The organism is Haloparvum alkalitolerans (assembly GCF_055381565.1).
In genome coordinates this window covers 104,972-119,323 of record NZ_AP043936.1, presented here as the reverse complement: position 1 = coordinate 119,323, position 14,352 = coordinate 104,972, and the positions used below count along the sequence as shown (strand labels likewise).

Sequence of the window (14,352 nt, the reverse complement as noted above, 5' to 3'; positions counted from 1 at the left end):
GGTGAGTCACACCGCACATCACGCGCTGCACGCCTCGCAGCGCTAATAAACGACTCCAGACGTGCAGATTCAGTACTTCCTCGGATCACCCGGCCGCCAGGATACACTCATTCGAGGTACAGTGCGGTGGGTGAGGACGAAAGTGTATCCAGCCCCAGCGTTAACCAACACTGTGCCGGTATCGGCCGAGAATGTTGGTTAAGTCTAGCCGCTACGGCGTTCGGAGCTCTCGAACTGGCTTCACGACGAAGGTGTCAGACTTGCTGGCTGCTTCTTCACCTGGCTGCTCCCTCGACATCGAGGTCGACCGCGTGAGTTGGGTGATGAGTTCGTTGCGAACGGTTCGTCGAGGGACGGTGGTCTCGTGCCAGCCCAGTCGGTCGTGGAAGTGCCGTTTCTGAAACTGCTCGCCGACTTCCTCGACCGCGACGTACTGCGTCCGCGTCGACCGTCCAACCTGCCGGGAGACGAAGACGGCGCCCACGGCCTCGTGCGTAACCTCGACGAGAGCACACTCCACGAGGGCGACGACCGACGCGTGATCCCGGTCGGTCGGAACCGTCATATCGAGGTCCGCCCACGGTGCCTCACCGTCGGGGGTGGTTGCTGCTTGATGCGCTGCTCGTGTTTCGCTGGGTCGTTCCGAAGCCATCGTCTATCGGGGGGCACGTGATGTGCCCCGCCACCCCCTGTGGGGGCAACAGACACCACCGAAACGTACCCTGTCAACCTATGCGCCACATTTGATACGTTCTTGAATCCACTCTCCCTGTGCCGGCCCCTCGGCCTGAGAGAGCCGGCGGCCTTCGCACACTGCATATTGCCTCTTTCTTTGGACAAAACCCGCGATATTCAAAGTAAATTGACCGGTTTAAATCACAGTAGAGTCTCGTCGGGCAGATTTGAGGTCGTAGAAAGTACTTTGACGGGCCACTCAGATTGTGCTATAATTTCAAAAGCTGTCCGACGGCGGGGTAACGGAGGCGATCTCGGTCGGATCTGGAATTCTTGCCGTCACTGTTCTCCCTGATCTGAGTCTCTCGAGGTGTCCCTAGTGCAGTAGTCCGAGCCGTGAAGCACCCTCATTCCCTGGACTCTGGTGGTGTTGGCCGCTAGAAAAGGCTCGACGGGGATTCCGTGGGCTGTGTTCCACTACTTGATGGGGTCTTATAATCAGCCAAGTTTAATAAGGCAATCTGACATGTTGATCACAGACGCGTTTCTTGCACAGAATTTCTGGACGCTAGGCTGCCGATTCGGCCTCGTCCTGCGGATTCAACAGAGCAGCAGATTGGATTACCGAAAGACAGATCGGCTATAGCAGTTTTGACTAGTCGAGAGACTACTAACAGCTGATTCATCGTGTGATTCCAGCCAAATTTCACTATGTGGAGTGTTGAATGAGATATAATATTGGGTACTTGTGAAACTCGTAAGGAATCTCTCCCTCGCGTATACCACATATTGGAACCTTAAACACCACATATTGTTTGGCCAAATCGATATAGGTTCCGGATAGGTAGTTTTATTGTACAGTATGTGTTGCTACCGAATGACATGCGTGGAAACCACTCACAAAACAGTGACCAACCAAATGGCACTGTTTCAGAGATGTTCGAGAATGAGAAGACACGGCGCCGGGTTCTGCAGGGGATTGGAACCGCTGGTGTCGCCGGGCTAGCGGGCTGTAGTGCGGAAGACCCAGAGTCGTCAGGTGGCGGAACGTCAAATGACGGCGGTGGGGGCAGTAGTGACGGAGGTAGTGACGATGGTAGTGAGGACCGGCGGGATCTCGCGATGAACGCAGTCCAGCGGTTCGGGACTATCGACCCTGCTCGCGGTACCGACTATACGCAGGTCATGGCGATGGTCAACCTGTACGATCCCCTGGTGTTCCCGAACGAGGATGGGGAAATAGAGCCGCACGTCGCTGAAGACTGGTCAGTCTCTGACGATAATCAGACGTACACCTTCACGCTCCGCGATGATATCCAGTTCCACAGCGGGAACCAGCTCACCGCAGAAGACGTACAGTACTCGCTGGAACGACTACTCGCGATAAACGAGGGATACGCATCGCAGTTCTCTGTCGTCGATATCGATAATGTTGCTGTCACCGGCGAGTACGAAATCGAGATTCCCCTTACCGAGGTCCATGCGCCGTTCATGGACGTCTTGGTGCTGCTGTTTATTGTCGACAGTCAGCTGGCACAAGAAAATGCTGCAGACGGAGACTTCGGTGATAACGGCGACTATGGAATGGAGTACCTCAACAACGACGATGCAGGCTCCGGTCCCTACTCGCTGAACGACTTTGAACGGGGCTCCGGGATCTCGTTCAATCTCTTCGAGGACTACTGGGCCGATATTCCCGAGAATGCCTACGAACGGGTCTACGTAGACATCATTGAGACTGACTCGACGGTTCGAACCCTCATGCGGAACGAGGAGCTGCACATGACGAGTCAGTACCAGAGTGAAGAAACGTACAGCACCCTGGCTGAGGAGGATCATATCCGGGTGAACAGTACTCCGACGGCCACGCTGCTTCACTTTAAACTCAACACGCAGCGGGCACCAACGGACGATGTCGAGGTTCGGAAGGCAATCGCGCACGCGTTCGACTACGAGACCGCGCGAACCGAAGTCGCACCGGGCTCAGAGAAAGCTGTTGGACCTGTTGCACCGGTGTTTGGTGCACATAACTCGGATGTTCCGCAACCAACGTACGACCCGGAACGTGCACGTGAAATTCTCGAGAATGCTGGATACAGTGAGGGTGACATCCAGATTGAGCACACCTTCGTGCGTGAGACAGACCTCCAAGAACAGCTTGCACTCCTCTACCAACAGAATCTCAACGAAGTTGGGATTGAAGTCGAGCTGAATCCCCAGACGTGGGGAACGATGACCGACATGGCGACTGATCCCGAGCAGACATCACATTCGAACAACGTGTTCTATGGGCCAGTGTACCCGTCGGTCGACGCCTACCTTGTCAACGAGTACTACTCGGAGTCGGCATCGACATGGATGAGCATGTCGCATCTCGAGGATGACGAGTTGGACTCGATAATTGAGGAGTCGCGGTCCACCGTCGATCCAGAGGCACGGGCAGATCTGTACAGAGAGGCTCAACAACGGATCGCGGAGCAGTACACGGACGTGTTCGTGTTTGTCGACACCAAGAAACACGCAATGAACGAAGAGGTGCAGGGCTACACGTACCGTCCGTCGATGAGCTTCGACTACTGGTTCCGTGACCTCACGCAAGAATGAGTACGACGTCTGATCGGCACTGTCCTGATCAGCCGACCCCGGCGAGAGGATTCGCCATCTCGGACCTCTGTCGCGAAGCCTACAACCAGATCATCACCTGCGTGAACGACTGGAGGCTCGCCTTCCGGATACGGAGATTGGTATGAAGTACTACCAATACCTCATCCGCCGGTTTACCGGGATGATCGTGAGTTTGGCCGGCCTTTCGGTCATCATTTTCACGGTGTCGCGAGTCCTGCCTGGAAACCCAGCCCGGATGGCACTGGGGCCAACTGCCTCCGAAGAGCAAGTCGAGGAGTTTGCTGCAGAGCTAGGACTGAATCAGCCTCTACCGATTCAGTACCTCGATTACATACAAGGACTCTTAGTTGGTGATTTGGGGATGAGTCTGCAGACTCGCAGTCCCGTCGCCAATGACATCCTGTGGTACCTCCCAGCAACGTTAGAGTTGATCACACTCGCGATGGTGTTCACGATTATCATCGGGATCTTCCTGGGAGTTGTCGCCGCAAACAACAAGGATGGATACATCGACAACGCCTCACGGCTCATCTCCTTCGTTGGAGTGAGTGTGCCGGGATTCTTCATCGGCATCATCCTGCAACTCGTGTTTGGTTACCTCCTGCAATGGTTCCCGATCACGGGCCGCATCTCACGCGGGTTTGAAGAAGAGGTGACACGCCAAACAGGGTTCATGCTCATCGATACGCTGCTAAGCGGGCATTGGGCAGCGCACGTTGACGCCTGGATGCACCTCATCCTCCCAGCGTTCGCTCTCTCGATGGCCGGAATCGGACAGATCATGCGGATAACCCGATCGAGTATGATCGACGTCCAGCGGAAGGACTACATCGAGGCTGAACGCGGCCTTGGTCTTCCAGATTGGTTGGTCGTCTACAAGTACACGCTCAAGAATGCCTTCATTCCCACCCTGACGATCCTCGGACTGCTCTACGCATCGCTTCTAGGGAACGCGTTCCTGATTGAACTCGTATTCAACTTCCCTGGGATAGCCTCGTACGGCGTCAATGCGGTCTTGACGAACGACTTCAACGCGATCGTCGGCGTGACGATGACGATTGGACTTGCCTTCGTGCTTTCCAATCTGGTGATCGACCTGCTGCTAGGTCGTGTTGATCCGCGGATTCGGATCTCGATGGAGGAAGCAACATGAGCGGTGAAACGGCACAGTCAGACACCCAATCTCACGAGGGGGACAGCCTAAGTTGGTTAGAAAAGCGGTTCCCGCCGTCACGCCGGGAGTCGCTGGCCCGAGCTGCGAGACGGTTCCTAAGCCGACCGATTAGTGCAGTCGGACTCGCGATCGTCGGGATCGTCATCTTCATGGCTGCTTTCGCACCCGTCGTTGCGCCTCACCCAGAACATGCGGGCGCGTTTACGGACTTCGCGAACTCAATGCAGCCACCGAGTCTTGAGCATCCCTTTGGGACCGATCAGAGTGGGCGCGACGTCTTCAGTCGTGTTCTATTCGGCTACAGACTCTCGCTCATCATGGTCGCAGTGGTTCTCGGGATCGGTGTTCCGTCCGGAGTCCTCTTTGGCCTCGTGGCTGGGTACTACGGAGGCACTACCGAGACCGTCATCATGCGGGCAACGGACGCGTTCCTCGCACTGCCACCCCTCGTGATGGCGCTCGCGATTACCTCCGCTCTGGAGCCGACGATTACGAACGCGATGCTGGCGATTGCCTCGCTCTGGTGGACGTGGTACGCACGCCTCGTTCAGAACCTCGTCGCGAGCGAACGGAACGAAGAGTATGTCGCCGCCGCAGAACTCGCGGGGGCATCTACGCCGCACATTCTGTTCCGTGAGATACTGCCAAATTGCCTCTCCCCGATCCTGGTGAAGGTTACCCTCGACGCCGGGTTCGTCATCCTGATCGGTGCGGGGCTGTCGTTCATCGGAGTCGGCGTGCAGCCGCCCCAGCCAGGGCTGGGGACGATGGTGAGCGACGGGACAACTTACCTCCCAGACGGCTGGTGGGTGAGCATCTTCCCCGGACTCGCGATTCTGGTAGTCGTGATGGGATTCAACATGATCGGTGACGGACTCCGTGACCTGTTCGACGTGGAGGTACAGCAATGACAAGCGCGAATGATTCGGAGCCGATCCTCGATGTCGAGGACCTCCGAGTGCACTTCGACTCGTTCGACGGCACTGCAGAGGTAATCGACGGGATTGACCTCACCGTCAACGAGGGTGAAGTTGTCGCGGTCGTCGGTGAAACTGGCTGTGGCAAGTCCGTTACCATGCGGTCGATCCTCGGCACGCTACAGCAACCACCAGCCCGAATCCCGACAGGGGAGATCAGGTTCCGGGGTCAGAATCTTCTCGATGCGTCGCGGTCGGAGGTTGACCGGATCAAGGGCCGCGACATCGGGATGATCTTCCAAGATCCCATGTCGTCGCTCAATCCGGTGTTCACGGTGGGAGAACAACTCACCGATACTGCCCAATTCGGCGGGAATCAGGACGTCGGTGTCCTCGAGTATTTCCGCCGGAAGCATCTTGATGGCGACCGCGAGGCAGCCCGGCAGCGAGTCATCGACCTGCTTGAAGAGGTCCAGATGCCGGACGCAGAGCGTATTCTGGACAACTATCCGTCCCAACTGTCGGGCGGCATGTCGCAGCGGGTTCTGATCGCGCAGGCGCTGCTAAACGAGCCAGATCTGCTCATCGCCGACGAGATCGGAACAGCCCTCGACGTGACCATCCACGACCAGGTGTTGGAGCTACTCAACGAACTGATCGATGAGCGCAACCTGTCGTTACTGATGATCACCCACAACCTGGGGGTGGCGCGACAGCTTAGCGACCGCGTGTACATCATGTACGCCGGTCGGATCGTCGAGACCGCACCGACTGAAGAGATCTTCCGGAATCCTCAGCACCCGTACACGCAGGGGCTGATTGCCTCGATTCCGAAGTTGACCGGCGAAGAGATGGCCGACGGGATCGATGGGTCGATTCCCGAATATATCGACCCCCCGGAAGGCTGTCGATTCGCAAGCCGGTGTCCGTACGCACACGAGCGGTGTGAGACGGAGCGGCCAGAGCTCCAGTACGATGCAGAGGAGCAGGGAGTCGCGTGCTTCCTCTATGACGACGTAGAGCCGGCTCCGTATGACCCACCGACGCTGGACGAGACGCGCGAACAGATGCGTGACAAGCCGGCAGAACCAGCCCCGTCAGCCACCGGAGACGCGGCCGTCGAACAGTCCGTGGGTGATCTCGAATGAGCGAGTCACTTCTCGAGGTCCGTAACCTGGAAAAGTACTTCCCGATTAAGTCGGGGCTTTTCCAGCGGACGACTGGCCATGTCAAAGCAGTCGACGGCGTGTCGTTCGACATCAACCGGGGCGAAACGCTCGCTCTGATCGGCGAGTCTGGCAGTGGAAAAAGCACGATCGCAGAGACCATTATCGGTCTCAAGAGTGCGACTGGTGGATCGATCACGTTCGACGGAGAGGACATTACGGACCTCTCGGAATCGGAGCTCGAAGACCTACGGACGAAAGTCCAAATGGTGTTCCAGGATCCGACATCCAGCTTGAACCCACGTCGAACGGTCGAGCAAACGCTCGAGGTTCCGTTGAAAGCCCGTGGCGTACCGCGCGGAGAGCGGGTATCGAGAATCGTCGATCTACTCGAGCGGGTGGAGCTGAATCCGGAACACCGGCACCGCTACCCGCACGAGCTCAGCGGTGGCCAGAAGCAGCGGATCAACATTGCCCGGGCGATCTCGATCGAGCCGGAACTCCTGATCTTGGACGAGCCAACGAGTGCACTCGACGTGAGCGTGCAGGCGAAGATCGTCCGCCTACTGGATGATCTTCAGGAGGAATTCGATCTCACGTACCTGTTCATCACGCATGACCTATCGCTGGTTCGCAACGTTGCCGAGCGGACGGCGGTCATGTATCTTGGCCAGATTCAGGAACGCGCCCAGACGGAACAGCTGTTCGAACAGCCGCATCATCCGTACACGCAGGCATTGCTATCCGCGATCCCGGTTACCAGTGATGACGAAGAAGCGTACAAACCGCAGCAAGACCGCCTGGAAGGTGAAATTCCGAGCCCGGAAAACGTGCCGACCGGGTGCCGGTTCCATACGCGGTGTCCGTACGCGACCGATGTCTGTGAAACAGACCAGGTCCCACTGCATGCCGTGGATGACCATGGCGAAGCACGGTGTCATATCTATGACCCCGAGCATGCGGATGCGTTCGAAAACGTTCCAGACGTGAAAACCGCGGCAGCAGTACGGAGCACACCACATGAGTAACGACACAATTACGCGCGCCGATCTAGACGACCTCGCAACCGGGGCCACAGTGCTTGGAACCGGTGGCGGCGGGGACCCCTACATCGGCAAGCTGATGGCCGAACAGGCGATTGAAGAGCACGGCCCAGTCGACCTTATTGACCCGTCGGAGGTCCCTGACGACGAACTCGTCGTTCCGAGCGCAATGCTCGGGGCCCCTACGGTCATGGTCGAGAAAATTCCTCGCGGTGATGAGGCGGTCGCAGCGTTCGAAACGCTCGAACGCTCAATGGGACAGGAAGCCTTCGCGACGATGAGTATCGAAGCAGGAGGCCTCAACAGCACGATCCCAATCGCGGTCGCCGCAGCGCTGGACATTCCGCTCGTGGACGCGGACGCCATGGGCCGTGCGTTCCCGGAGGTCCAGATGGTGACGCTCACGCTGGGTGGTATTGACGCGACCCCGATGTCCATCGCGGACGAGAAAGGGAACTCGGTGTTCGTCAATACCCAGACAAACGAAAAGGCGGAGCAATTCGCGAGAACGACCAGTATCGACATGGGCGGCTCCTGCATGATCGCGACATACCCGCACACAGGGGCCGAACTTCGCGAACACGGTATTCTCCGGTCGATGTCGTACGCACGCGACATCGGGCGAACGATCCGCGAAGCCCAAGAGGACTCCGCGAATCCGATCGACGCACTCGTCGAGTACGTTGACGGGTTCAAGCTCTTCGAAGGGAAGGTCATGGACGTTGCTCGCCGGACCGAAGGCGGGTTCGCTGTTGGCGAGGCGACGATCGATGGCCTCTCAGAGTACGATGGGCGGACGCTTTCGCTCGACTTCCAGAACGAGCATCTCGTCGCACGTGACAGCGAACACGGCGTCGTGGCGAGTGTCCCAGACCTCATTACGGTCCTTGACTCGGAGACGGGCGATCCCATCACGACGGAAGGGCTCCGCTACGGGCACCGCGTGACTGTTGTCGGCATGGAGTGCTCCGAAAAGTGGCGGACACCAGCCGGCCTCGAGCTGGTTGGGCCGCAGTACTTCGACTACGACATCGACTACGAACCGATTGAAGACATCTACACGGAACTCAACAAATGAACGGATACAGACTCGGCATTGACGTTGGTGGCACAAACACGGACGCAGTGATCCTGGACGAAGACGATACCCCGATCGCACAAACAAAGCGACCTACGACAGAGGATATCACCACAGGGATCGTCAACGCCCTCGATGACGTCCTTGATGACGTGGAGTTCACCGCATCGGAACTCGACTACGTCATGCTCGGGACGACTCATGCGACAAACGCGATCACTGAACGCAAGGGGCTGAACGATGTCGGCGTGATTCGACTCGGCGCCCCCGCGACAGAGAGTATCCGACCGCTGATGGAGTGGCCGGACGATCTCGAAGCGGCGATCGGTGAACAAGCCGCGATCCTCGATGGTGGTCACGAGTTTGATGGGCGAACGCTCAACGACGTTGATGAAGAGCAAGTTCGCGAGACTATCCGCGAATTCAGCGATGCGGAGGCATTCGCGGTCACGAGCGTGTTCTCTCCCGTCCGTGAGGACCACGAAGAACTCGTCGAGGAGTTGATTCACGACGAGCTTGGCGACGATATCCCCGTCTCACTGTCGAACGAAATCGGGAGTGTCGGCCTCCTTGAGCGTGAAAATGCAACGACACTCAACGCAGCACTGACGAGTGTCGCTGATGAGGCAGCCTCAGCGTTCCTCGACGCGATGGCTGAACGTGGGATCGACGCCCAGCTGTACTTCGGGCAGAACGACGGGACACTGATGAGTGTCGAATACGCCCTGGAGTACCCGATTTTCACTGTCGCGAGTGGACCGTCGAACTCCGTTCGCGGTGCCGCCTACCTCTCGGGTGTTGAAAACGGGATCATCGTTGACGTCGGTGGGACCACGACTGACGTCGGGGCCGTCACTGATGGCTTCCCGCGCGAGAGTAGTGTCGCGGTCGAGATCGGCGACGTCAAGACGAACTTCCGGATGCCCGACCTGATCAGTATCGGAATCGGCGGTGGGTCACACGTCGATGTCGATGGGGATGACGTGACGGTTGGACCGCAAAGTGTGGGCTACCGCCTGACTGAGGAGAGCCTGTGTTTCGGCGGTGAGAGGCTGACCGCGACCGACGTCGAAGTCGCGAGCGGCTCAGTCGATATCGGCCCGGAGTCGCCCGACGTACCCGCGGACACAATCGCGGGCGCACGACAGTATATCCGCGACCGCGTTGAACAGGCGATCGACCGGATGAAGACGAGCCCCGAACCCGTCCCAGTAGTCGTGGTCGGTGGAGGGAGTATTCTCGTGCCGTCCGACCTATCGGGTGCAAGTGAAGTTCACATGCCCGACCACTATGAAGTGGCCAACGCGGTCGGTGTGGCCATCGCACAAGTCTCAGGGCAGGTTGACCGCATCTTCAGCCTGGATGACCAGACTCGTGATGAGGCCCTCGAAACGGCAAAATACGAGGCTATCGAGAACGCGGTCGGTGCCGGTGCGGCTGAGGAAACAGTCGACATCGTCGATATCGAGGAAGTTCCGCTTTCGTACCTCCCGGGCAACGCGGTGCGAATCAAGGTCAAGGCCGCCGGGACACTCGGCGAGGAATAATGCAGGTCGACGAACACGATATTGAGGATATTGCCCTCGGGGCGACTGTCCTCGGTACAGGTGGTGGGGGCGATCCCCACGTCGGGAAGCTCGTCGCCAAGCAGGCGATTCGAGACCACGGTCCAGTGGAGGTAATCCCGCCAGATGATCTCGACGATGACGCACTCGTCATCCCGACAGCCCAGATGGGCGCGCCCACGGTTGCGGTCGAAAAAGTGCCGGGGGGCGGGGAACCGACGGCCTCTCTCGAGCGACTCGAAAAAGAGCTTGGTCGGGAAGCGACGGCGACGATGCCGATCGAGTGTGGCGGGATTAACTCCACATTCCCGTTCGCGGTCGCTGCCCGCAAGGACATCCCGCTCGTCGATGCTGACGGGATGGGCCGGGCCTTCCCGGAGCTACAACACGAGACGTTCAACATTTACGGTGTGGACGGCACGCCAGCCGTGGTGAGTGACGAACGGGGGAACACCTGCCTCCTGGAGACAGATAGCAATGAAGAGTTGGAGTGGATCGCTCGTGGCATTACCGTACGCATGGGCGGTGTCGGGTATATTGCGGATTACCCGATGTCCGGTGAGGAAGTCACAGAAACGGCGATCCCCGGCACGATGTCGCTTGCAGCAGAGCTTGGAGCGGCGGTTCGATCAGCCGGTGAAAACGTAGTTGAGGCGATCCGTGAGGTCACCTCGGAATCGATCTATGGCGAAGCGGTCTCGCTGTTTGAAGGGAAGATCGTCGATGTCAAACGACGGAACGAGGGCGGATTCGTCCTCGGCCACGTCGAACTCGACGGTCTCGGGCCGGACCATGGATCGACAATGCATATCGAGTTCCAAAACGAGAATCTCGGGGCTACGCTCGATGGCGAGTACGTAGCAACCGTTCCGGATCTGATCACCGTCCTTGACCGTGAATCCGGGGACCCGATCCCGACTGAAAAACTCCGGTATGGAGCTCGTGCCCGTGTGCTTGCGATTCCGACGCCACCGATCATGCGATCCGATGCTGCGCTTGACGTCTGGGGGCCGCGAACGTTTGGCCTCGAAACCGACTACAGTCCGATTTCCCCGTAAGAGCATGTCATCAATCCAAAACAGGACGGTTGAAACCGTCTCAGAAATTCGCACAGAAGACCTCGACTGGCTCGCAACTGGGGCCGGAATCCTTGGAACCGGCGGCGGTGGCGACCCACGATTGGGCCGGCTCCGTCTCGAGACCATCTTCGAGAATGAGGACTACCCAAACCATGTCGAAATCATTAGTCCTGAGGAACTCAGTCCCGACGCGACGGTCGCAAGTGTTGGTGGTATGGGTGCGCCGACGATCAGCCGTGAGAAGTTCCCGAAAGGGGATGAGGATCTGAAATCACTCCGGGCGATTGAAACGGCATCCGGGGACAAGGTGGACGCCATCATCCCCGGTGAGATCGGGGGTGCAAACAGTATGGCGCCGCTGTGTGTCGCTGCACTCACTGGTCTCCCTGTCATCGACGGTGACGGCATGGGGCGAGCGTTTCCCGAACTGCAGATGGATACGTTCTTCATCTACGGGGCGCCCGTCAACTTTGCTGCAAACACGGACGAGCACGGAAATCAAGTTGTCTACCAGGATATCCAGTCTGCCGCGCAGCTTGAGAAATTCGCCCGCTCGATCACGGTGGATATGGGTGGCCGATCCGGGTATGCGTTCCCGCTTATGGAGGGGTCATTCGTCAGCGAGTATGCGATCGCTGATACCGTCTCGCTTGCACGTGAACTTGGACGCCGCGTTCATGAGGGACGTGACGGTGGTGGAAATCCGATTACGGCGATTGAGGAGACTCTCGACGCGAACGCACTCTTCACAGGGAAGATTGTCGATGTCTTCCGAAGGAATCGAGAAGGGTTCGCATTCGGGGAGGTGTCACTTGCCGCACTCGATGGAGATGCCTCCTTGACGATCGAGTTCCAAAACGAGTTCCTCATTGCTCGTGGGGAAGATGACGCTGTGCTCGCATCGGTACCCGACCTCATCTGCATTGTGGATAAGGATACTGGTGCCCCCATTACAACCGGCTCACTCCGCTACGGACAGCGAGTCAAGGTTATGGGGGTCCCAGCACCAAAGCTCCTGAAAACCGATGCAGCACTCGATGTGATCGGGCCCGGCGCATTCGGCTACGACATCGAGTATCAGCAACTGTCTGAAAACTCGGCCATCGGACGGTAGCGGACAGGTTCCGAGCGAAGGCCTGTCCTTGGGTATTAAACAAATTCAGAAAGAACTCCAAACAAGAAAATAATGTCCGAAAGTCCAGCTAACCCGCCAGAAGAGAGAATGGAAGAAGAGCAACAGTCAACGTCGGAGTCGCTTCATCGTGAGCTTCTCGAAGGATATCTCGATGATCACGACTACGATATCTTCAAAGCCCTCAACGAGGATGGGCGGGTTTCGGACACAGAACTCGCCGAACAAGTCGGGTTATCACGAACCGCAGTCCGACGGCGTCGGGAGAACCTACTGGAGCGGGGAGCTGTCGACGTTCACGCCGTGATCGTGTTGCAAGAACTCGACCTCGCGTACGCGGATGTACTCGTCAAACTCGACAAAACTGCACCTGCAGGGGATCGTGACGCGCTAATTGAGTCACTGATTGATGAAGAGCTGGTCTATTCTCTCGATTCATGCATGGGTAGCTATGATCTGTTCGTACGGCTCTGGCACGAGACATTGAATGACCTGAAGGATTACACATGGGACCTATTTGAAGATAGAGCAGTCATCGAGGAGTACGAACTCATTCCGATGGTTCATACGTGGAAAGCTTGGGACAAGGAACTGGACCGTCCAACACAGGACTCGTAGCATTTTCTCGTCCTGAAAGGAGTAGAGAATATTAGAATCTTAATAGAGTCACACGACCCTGTCGATCAGAGCTACGGTTCTGTATATTCGGTCACGATCTCTTCAATCGGTTCACCCACCAGATTATGGAGCTGTTGGAGCTCCTCAATCGCTTCGTGAACCGATGCTTGTGGATTTTCGATATTGAGTAGGACCGACTTCGCGACGAGCGCGTATGCACCGTTGACGTACTCCCAACCCGCGTCCTCGAATGCCTCTTGAGTCACTCTCGAAGACAGTTTCTCCCGGAGTTCGTCTTTGCCCGTATGCTCGATGTCCAACCGGAGCCTGATTGTAGGCTGTTTCTGATTCAGTGAGAGGTGCGGTTCGTATTCGATGTTCGTTCCGGGCCCGATATCTCGCCACTCCGGCTTGTAGAGTTGAATATACGTATTCGGTCGGGTGTTCGAGGTCCATTCATCATGGCCGAAATCCGCAAAGAACGTCTCCTCAAGCGAATTGTAGAGTCGCTCTTTGTCACGTTCGAATGCGTCTTGCACTCGATTGATTGTCTCGGCGTATTCAGTGTACAGTACGGTCTCCTCGGAAATCTGGTTGATGTCGCCCATGTTCAGTTCGAGTTGAATCGTATCGATGAAATCCGCCAGCTGTGCGCTGCTCTTCGAGGGGTATTTTCCGAATCCCTTAGTCAAAACAGTCTCTAGTTCCGCAACTATATGCTCCCACGAGATATCGACGAAGTCCTCTGAAACTGAGGTAGGGGCATCTTTGGGAGCAATGTAGACGTACTCGTCAGTCCCGCTGTGTTGGCGCGTGTTGAGATCACCAAGCCTCGTCGCCTCGGCGTATCGGTTCGTTTGTGCGTTGGTCTCTGGCGAATCTACCTTCAACTCAATACAGACGAACCATTCGTCTGGTTGTCGAAGAAGGATATCGAATATGCCGTTCCCCGTAGACACCTGCGATGAAACTTCGACATCTCCTAAGTTCCGTGGAGGGCCGGACATGGAAGTTTCACCGTGTGAGTAGAGGGATCTCAGGAAAGCTCGGAGCGCGTCTGTGTCAAACCCATGTGGGTTGGTGGGGTCAAGGAAATAGACGAGTAGTTCTTCCCACCGTTGTTCGACCCTCGATTGGCCCAAAATTTCTAACGTCGTTTCGGGTGGTCTTTCAATGTTATCGAGCCCCCGCTGGAGGTCCTCTAGTTGCGCTCGGTGATCTGTTTCATCCACTAGCACTACAGTATCTGTAATATCAGAAGTAGCTTTGGCTGCTTCCAC

General features: G+C 57.2%; 12 protein-coding genes. 10 read left to right on the top strand and 2 right to left on the bottom strand.

The window, feature by feature from the left end:
• Positions 1–211 precede the first annotated feature (211 nt).
• Positions 212–652, bottom strand: coding sequence for a hypothetical protein (locus ACZ432_RS00570; protein ID WP_426963413.1), 441 nt, complete (start codon positions 650–652; stop codon positions 212–214).
• 959 nt (positions 653–1,611) lie between these two features.
• On the opposite strand from ACZ432_RS00570, the gene ACZ432_RS00565 reads away from it, so the two are divergent.
• From ACZ432_RS00565 to ACZ432_RS00520, 10 genes are all read left to right on the top strand, one after another.
• Positions 1,612–3,279 carry an ABC transporter substrate-binding protein gene (locus ACZ432_RS00565; protein WP_426963412.1) on the top strand — a complete coding sequence of 556 codons (1,668 nt, stop codon included), beginning with the start codon at positions 1,612–1,614 and terminating at the stop codon, positions 3,277–3,279.
• Between the two features lie 142 nt (positions 3,280–3,421).
• Positions 3,422–4,453, top strand: a complete 1,032-nt coding sequence (locus ACZ432_RS00560; protein WP_426963411.1) for an ABC transporter permease — start codon at positions 3,422–3,424, stop codon at positions 4,451–4,453.
• Positions 4,450–5,385, top strand: a complete 936-nt coding sequence (locus ACZ432_RS00555) for an ABC transporter permease (protein WP_426963410.1) — start codon at positions 4,450–4,452, stop codon at positions 5,383–5,385. The genes ACZ432_RS00560 and ACZ432_RS00555 overlap by 4 nt, the downstream gene beginning before the upstream one ends.
• Positions 5,382–6,539 (top strand): ABC transporter ATP-binding protein, encoded by a 1,158-nt coding sequence (locus ACZ432_RS00550; RefSeq protein WP_426963409.1) that lies wholly within the window; start codon positions 5,382–5,384, stop codon positions 6,537–6,539. The genes ACZ432_RS00555 and ACZ432_RS00550 overlap by 4 nt, the downstream gene beginning before the upstream one ends.
• Positions 6,536–7,585: an ABC transporter ATP-binding protein gene (locus ACZ432_RS00545; protein WP_426963408.1), complete on the top strand. Its 1,050-nt coding sequence runs from the start codon at positions 6,536–6,538 to the stop codon at positions 7,583–7,585. The genes ACZ432_RS00550 and ACZ432_RS00545 overlap by 4 nt, the downstream gene beginning before the upstream one ends.
• Positions 7,578–8,678, top strand: a complete 1,101-nt coding sequence (locus ACZ432_RS00540) for a DUF917 domain-containing protein (RefSeq protein ID WP_426963407.1) — start codon at positions 7,578–7,580, stop codon at positions 8,676–8,678. The genes ACZ432_RS00545 and ACZ432_RS00540 overlap by 8 nt, the downstream gene beginning before the upstream one ends.
• Complete coding sequence (locus tag ACZ432_RS00535; RefSeq protein ID WP_426963406.1) at positions 8,675–10,225, top strand: hydantoinase/oxoprolinase N-terminal domain-containing protein; 1,551 nt, start codon at positions 8,675–8,677, stop codon at positions 10,223–10,225. Before ACZ432_RS00540 ends, ACZ432_RS00535 begins: the two co-directional genes overlap by 4 nt.
• A complete protein-coding gene (locus ACZ432_RS00530; RefSeq protein ID WP_426963405.1) occupies positions 10,225–11,301 on the top strand; it encodes a DUF917 domain-containing protein in 1,077 nt (358 codons plus the stop codon). Before ACZ432_RS00535 ends, ACZ432_RS00530 begins: the two co-directional genes overlap by 1 nt.
• A 4-nt stretch (positions 11,302–11,305) precedes the next feature.
• A complete protein-coding gene (locus tag ACZ432_RS00525; protein ID WP_426963404.1) occupies positions 11,306–12,436 on the top strand; it encodes a DUF917 domain-containing protein in 1,131 nt (376 codons plus the stop codon).
• Between the two features lie 108 nt (positions 12,437–12,544).
• Entirely contained in the window at positions 12,545–13,072 is a 528-nt protein-coding gene (locus ACZ432_RS00520) for an AsnC family transcriptional regulator (protein ID WP_426963489.1), read from the top strand.
• 71 nt (positions 13,073–13,143) lie between these two features.
• Here ACZ432_RS00520 and ACZ432_RS00515 read toward each other — a convergent pair whose 3' ends face one another.
• The gene (locus tag ACZ432_RS00515; RefSeq protein ID WP_426963403.1) at positions 13,144–14,352 is read right to left on the bottom strand and encodes a PD-(D/E)XK nuclease family protein; all 1,209 of its coding nucleotides are present in this window, start codon (positions 14,350–14,352) and stop codon (positions 13,144–13,146) included.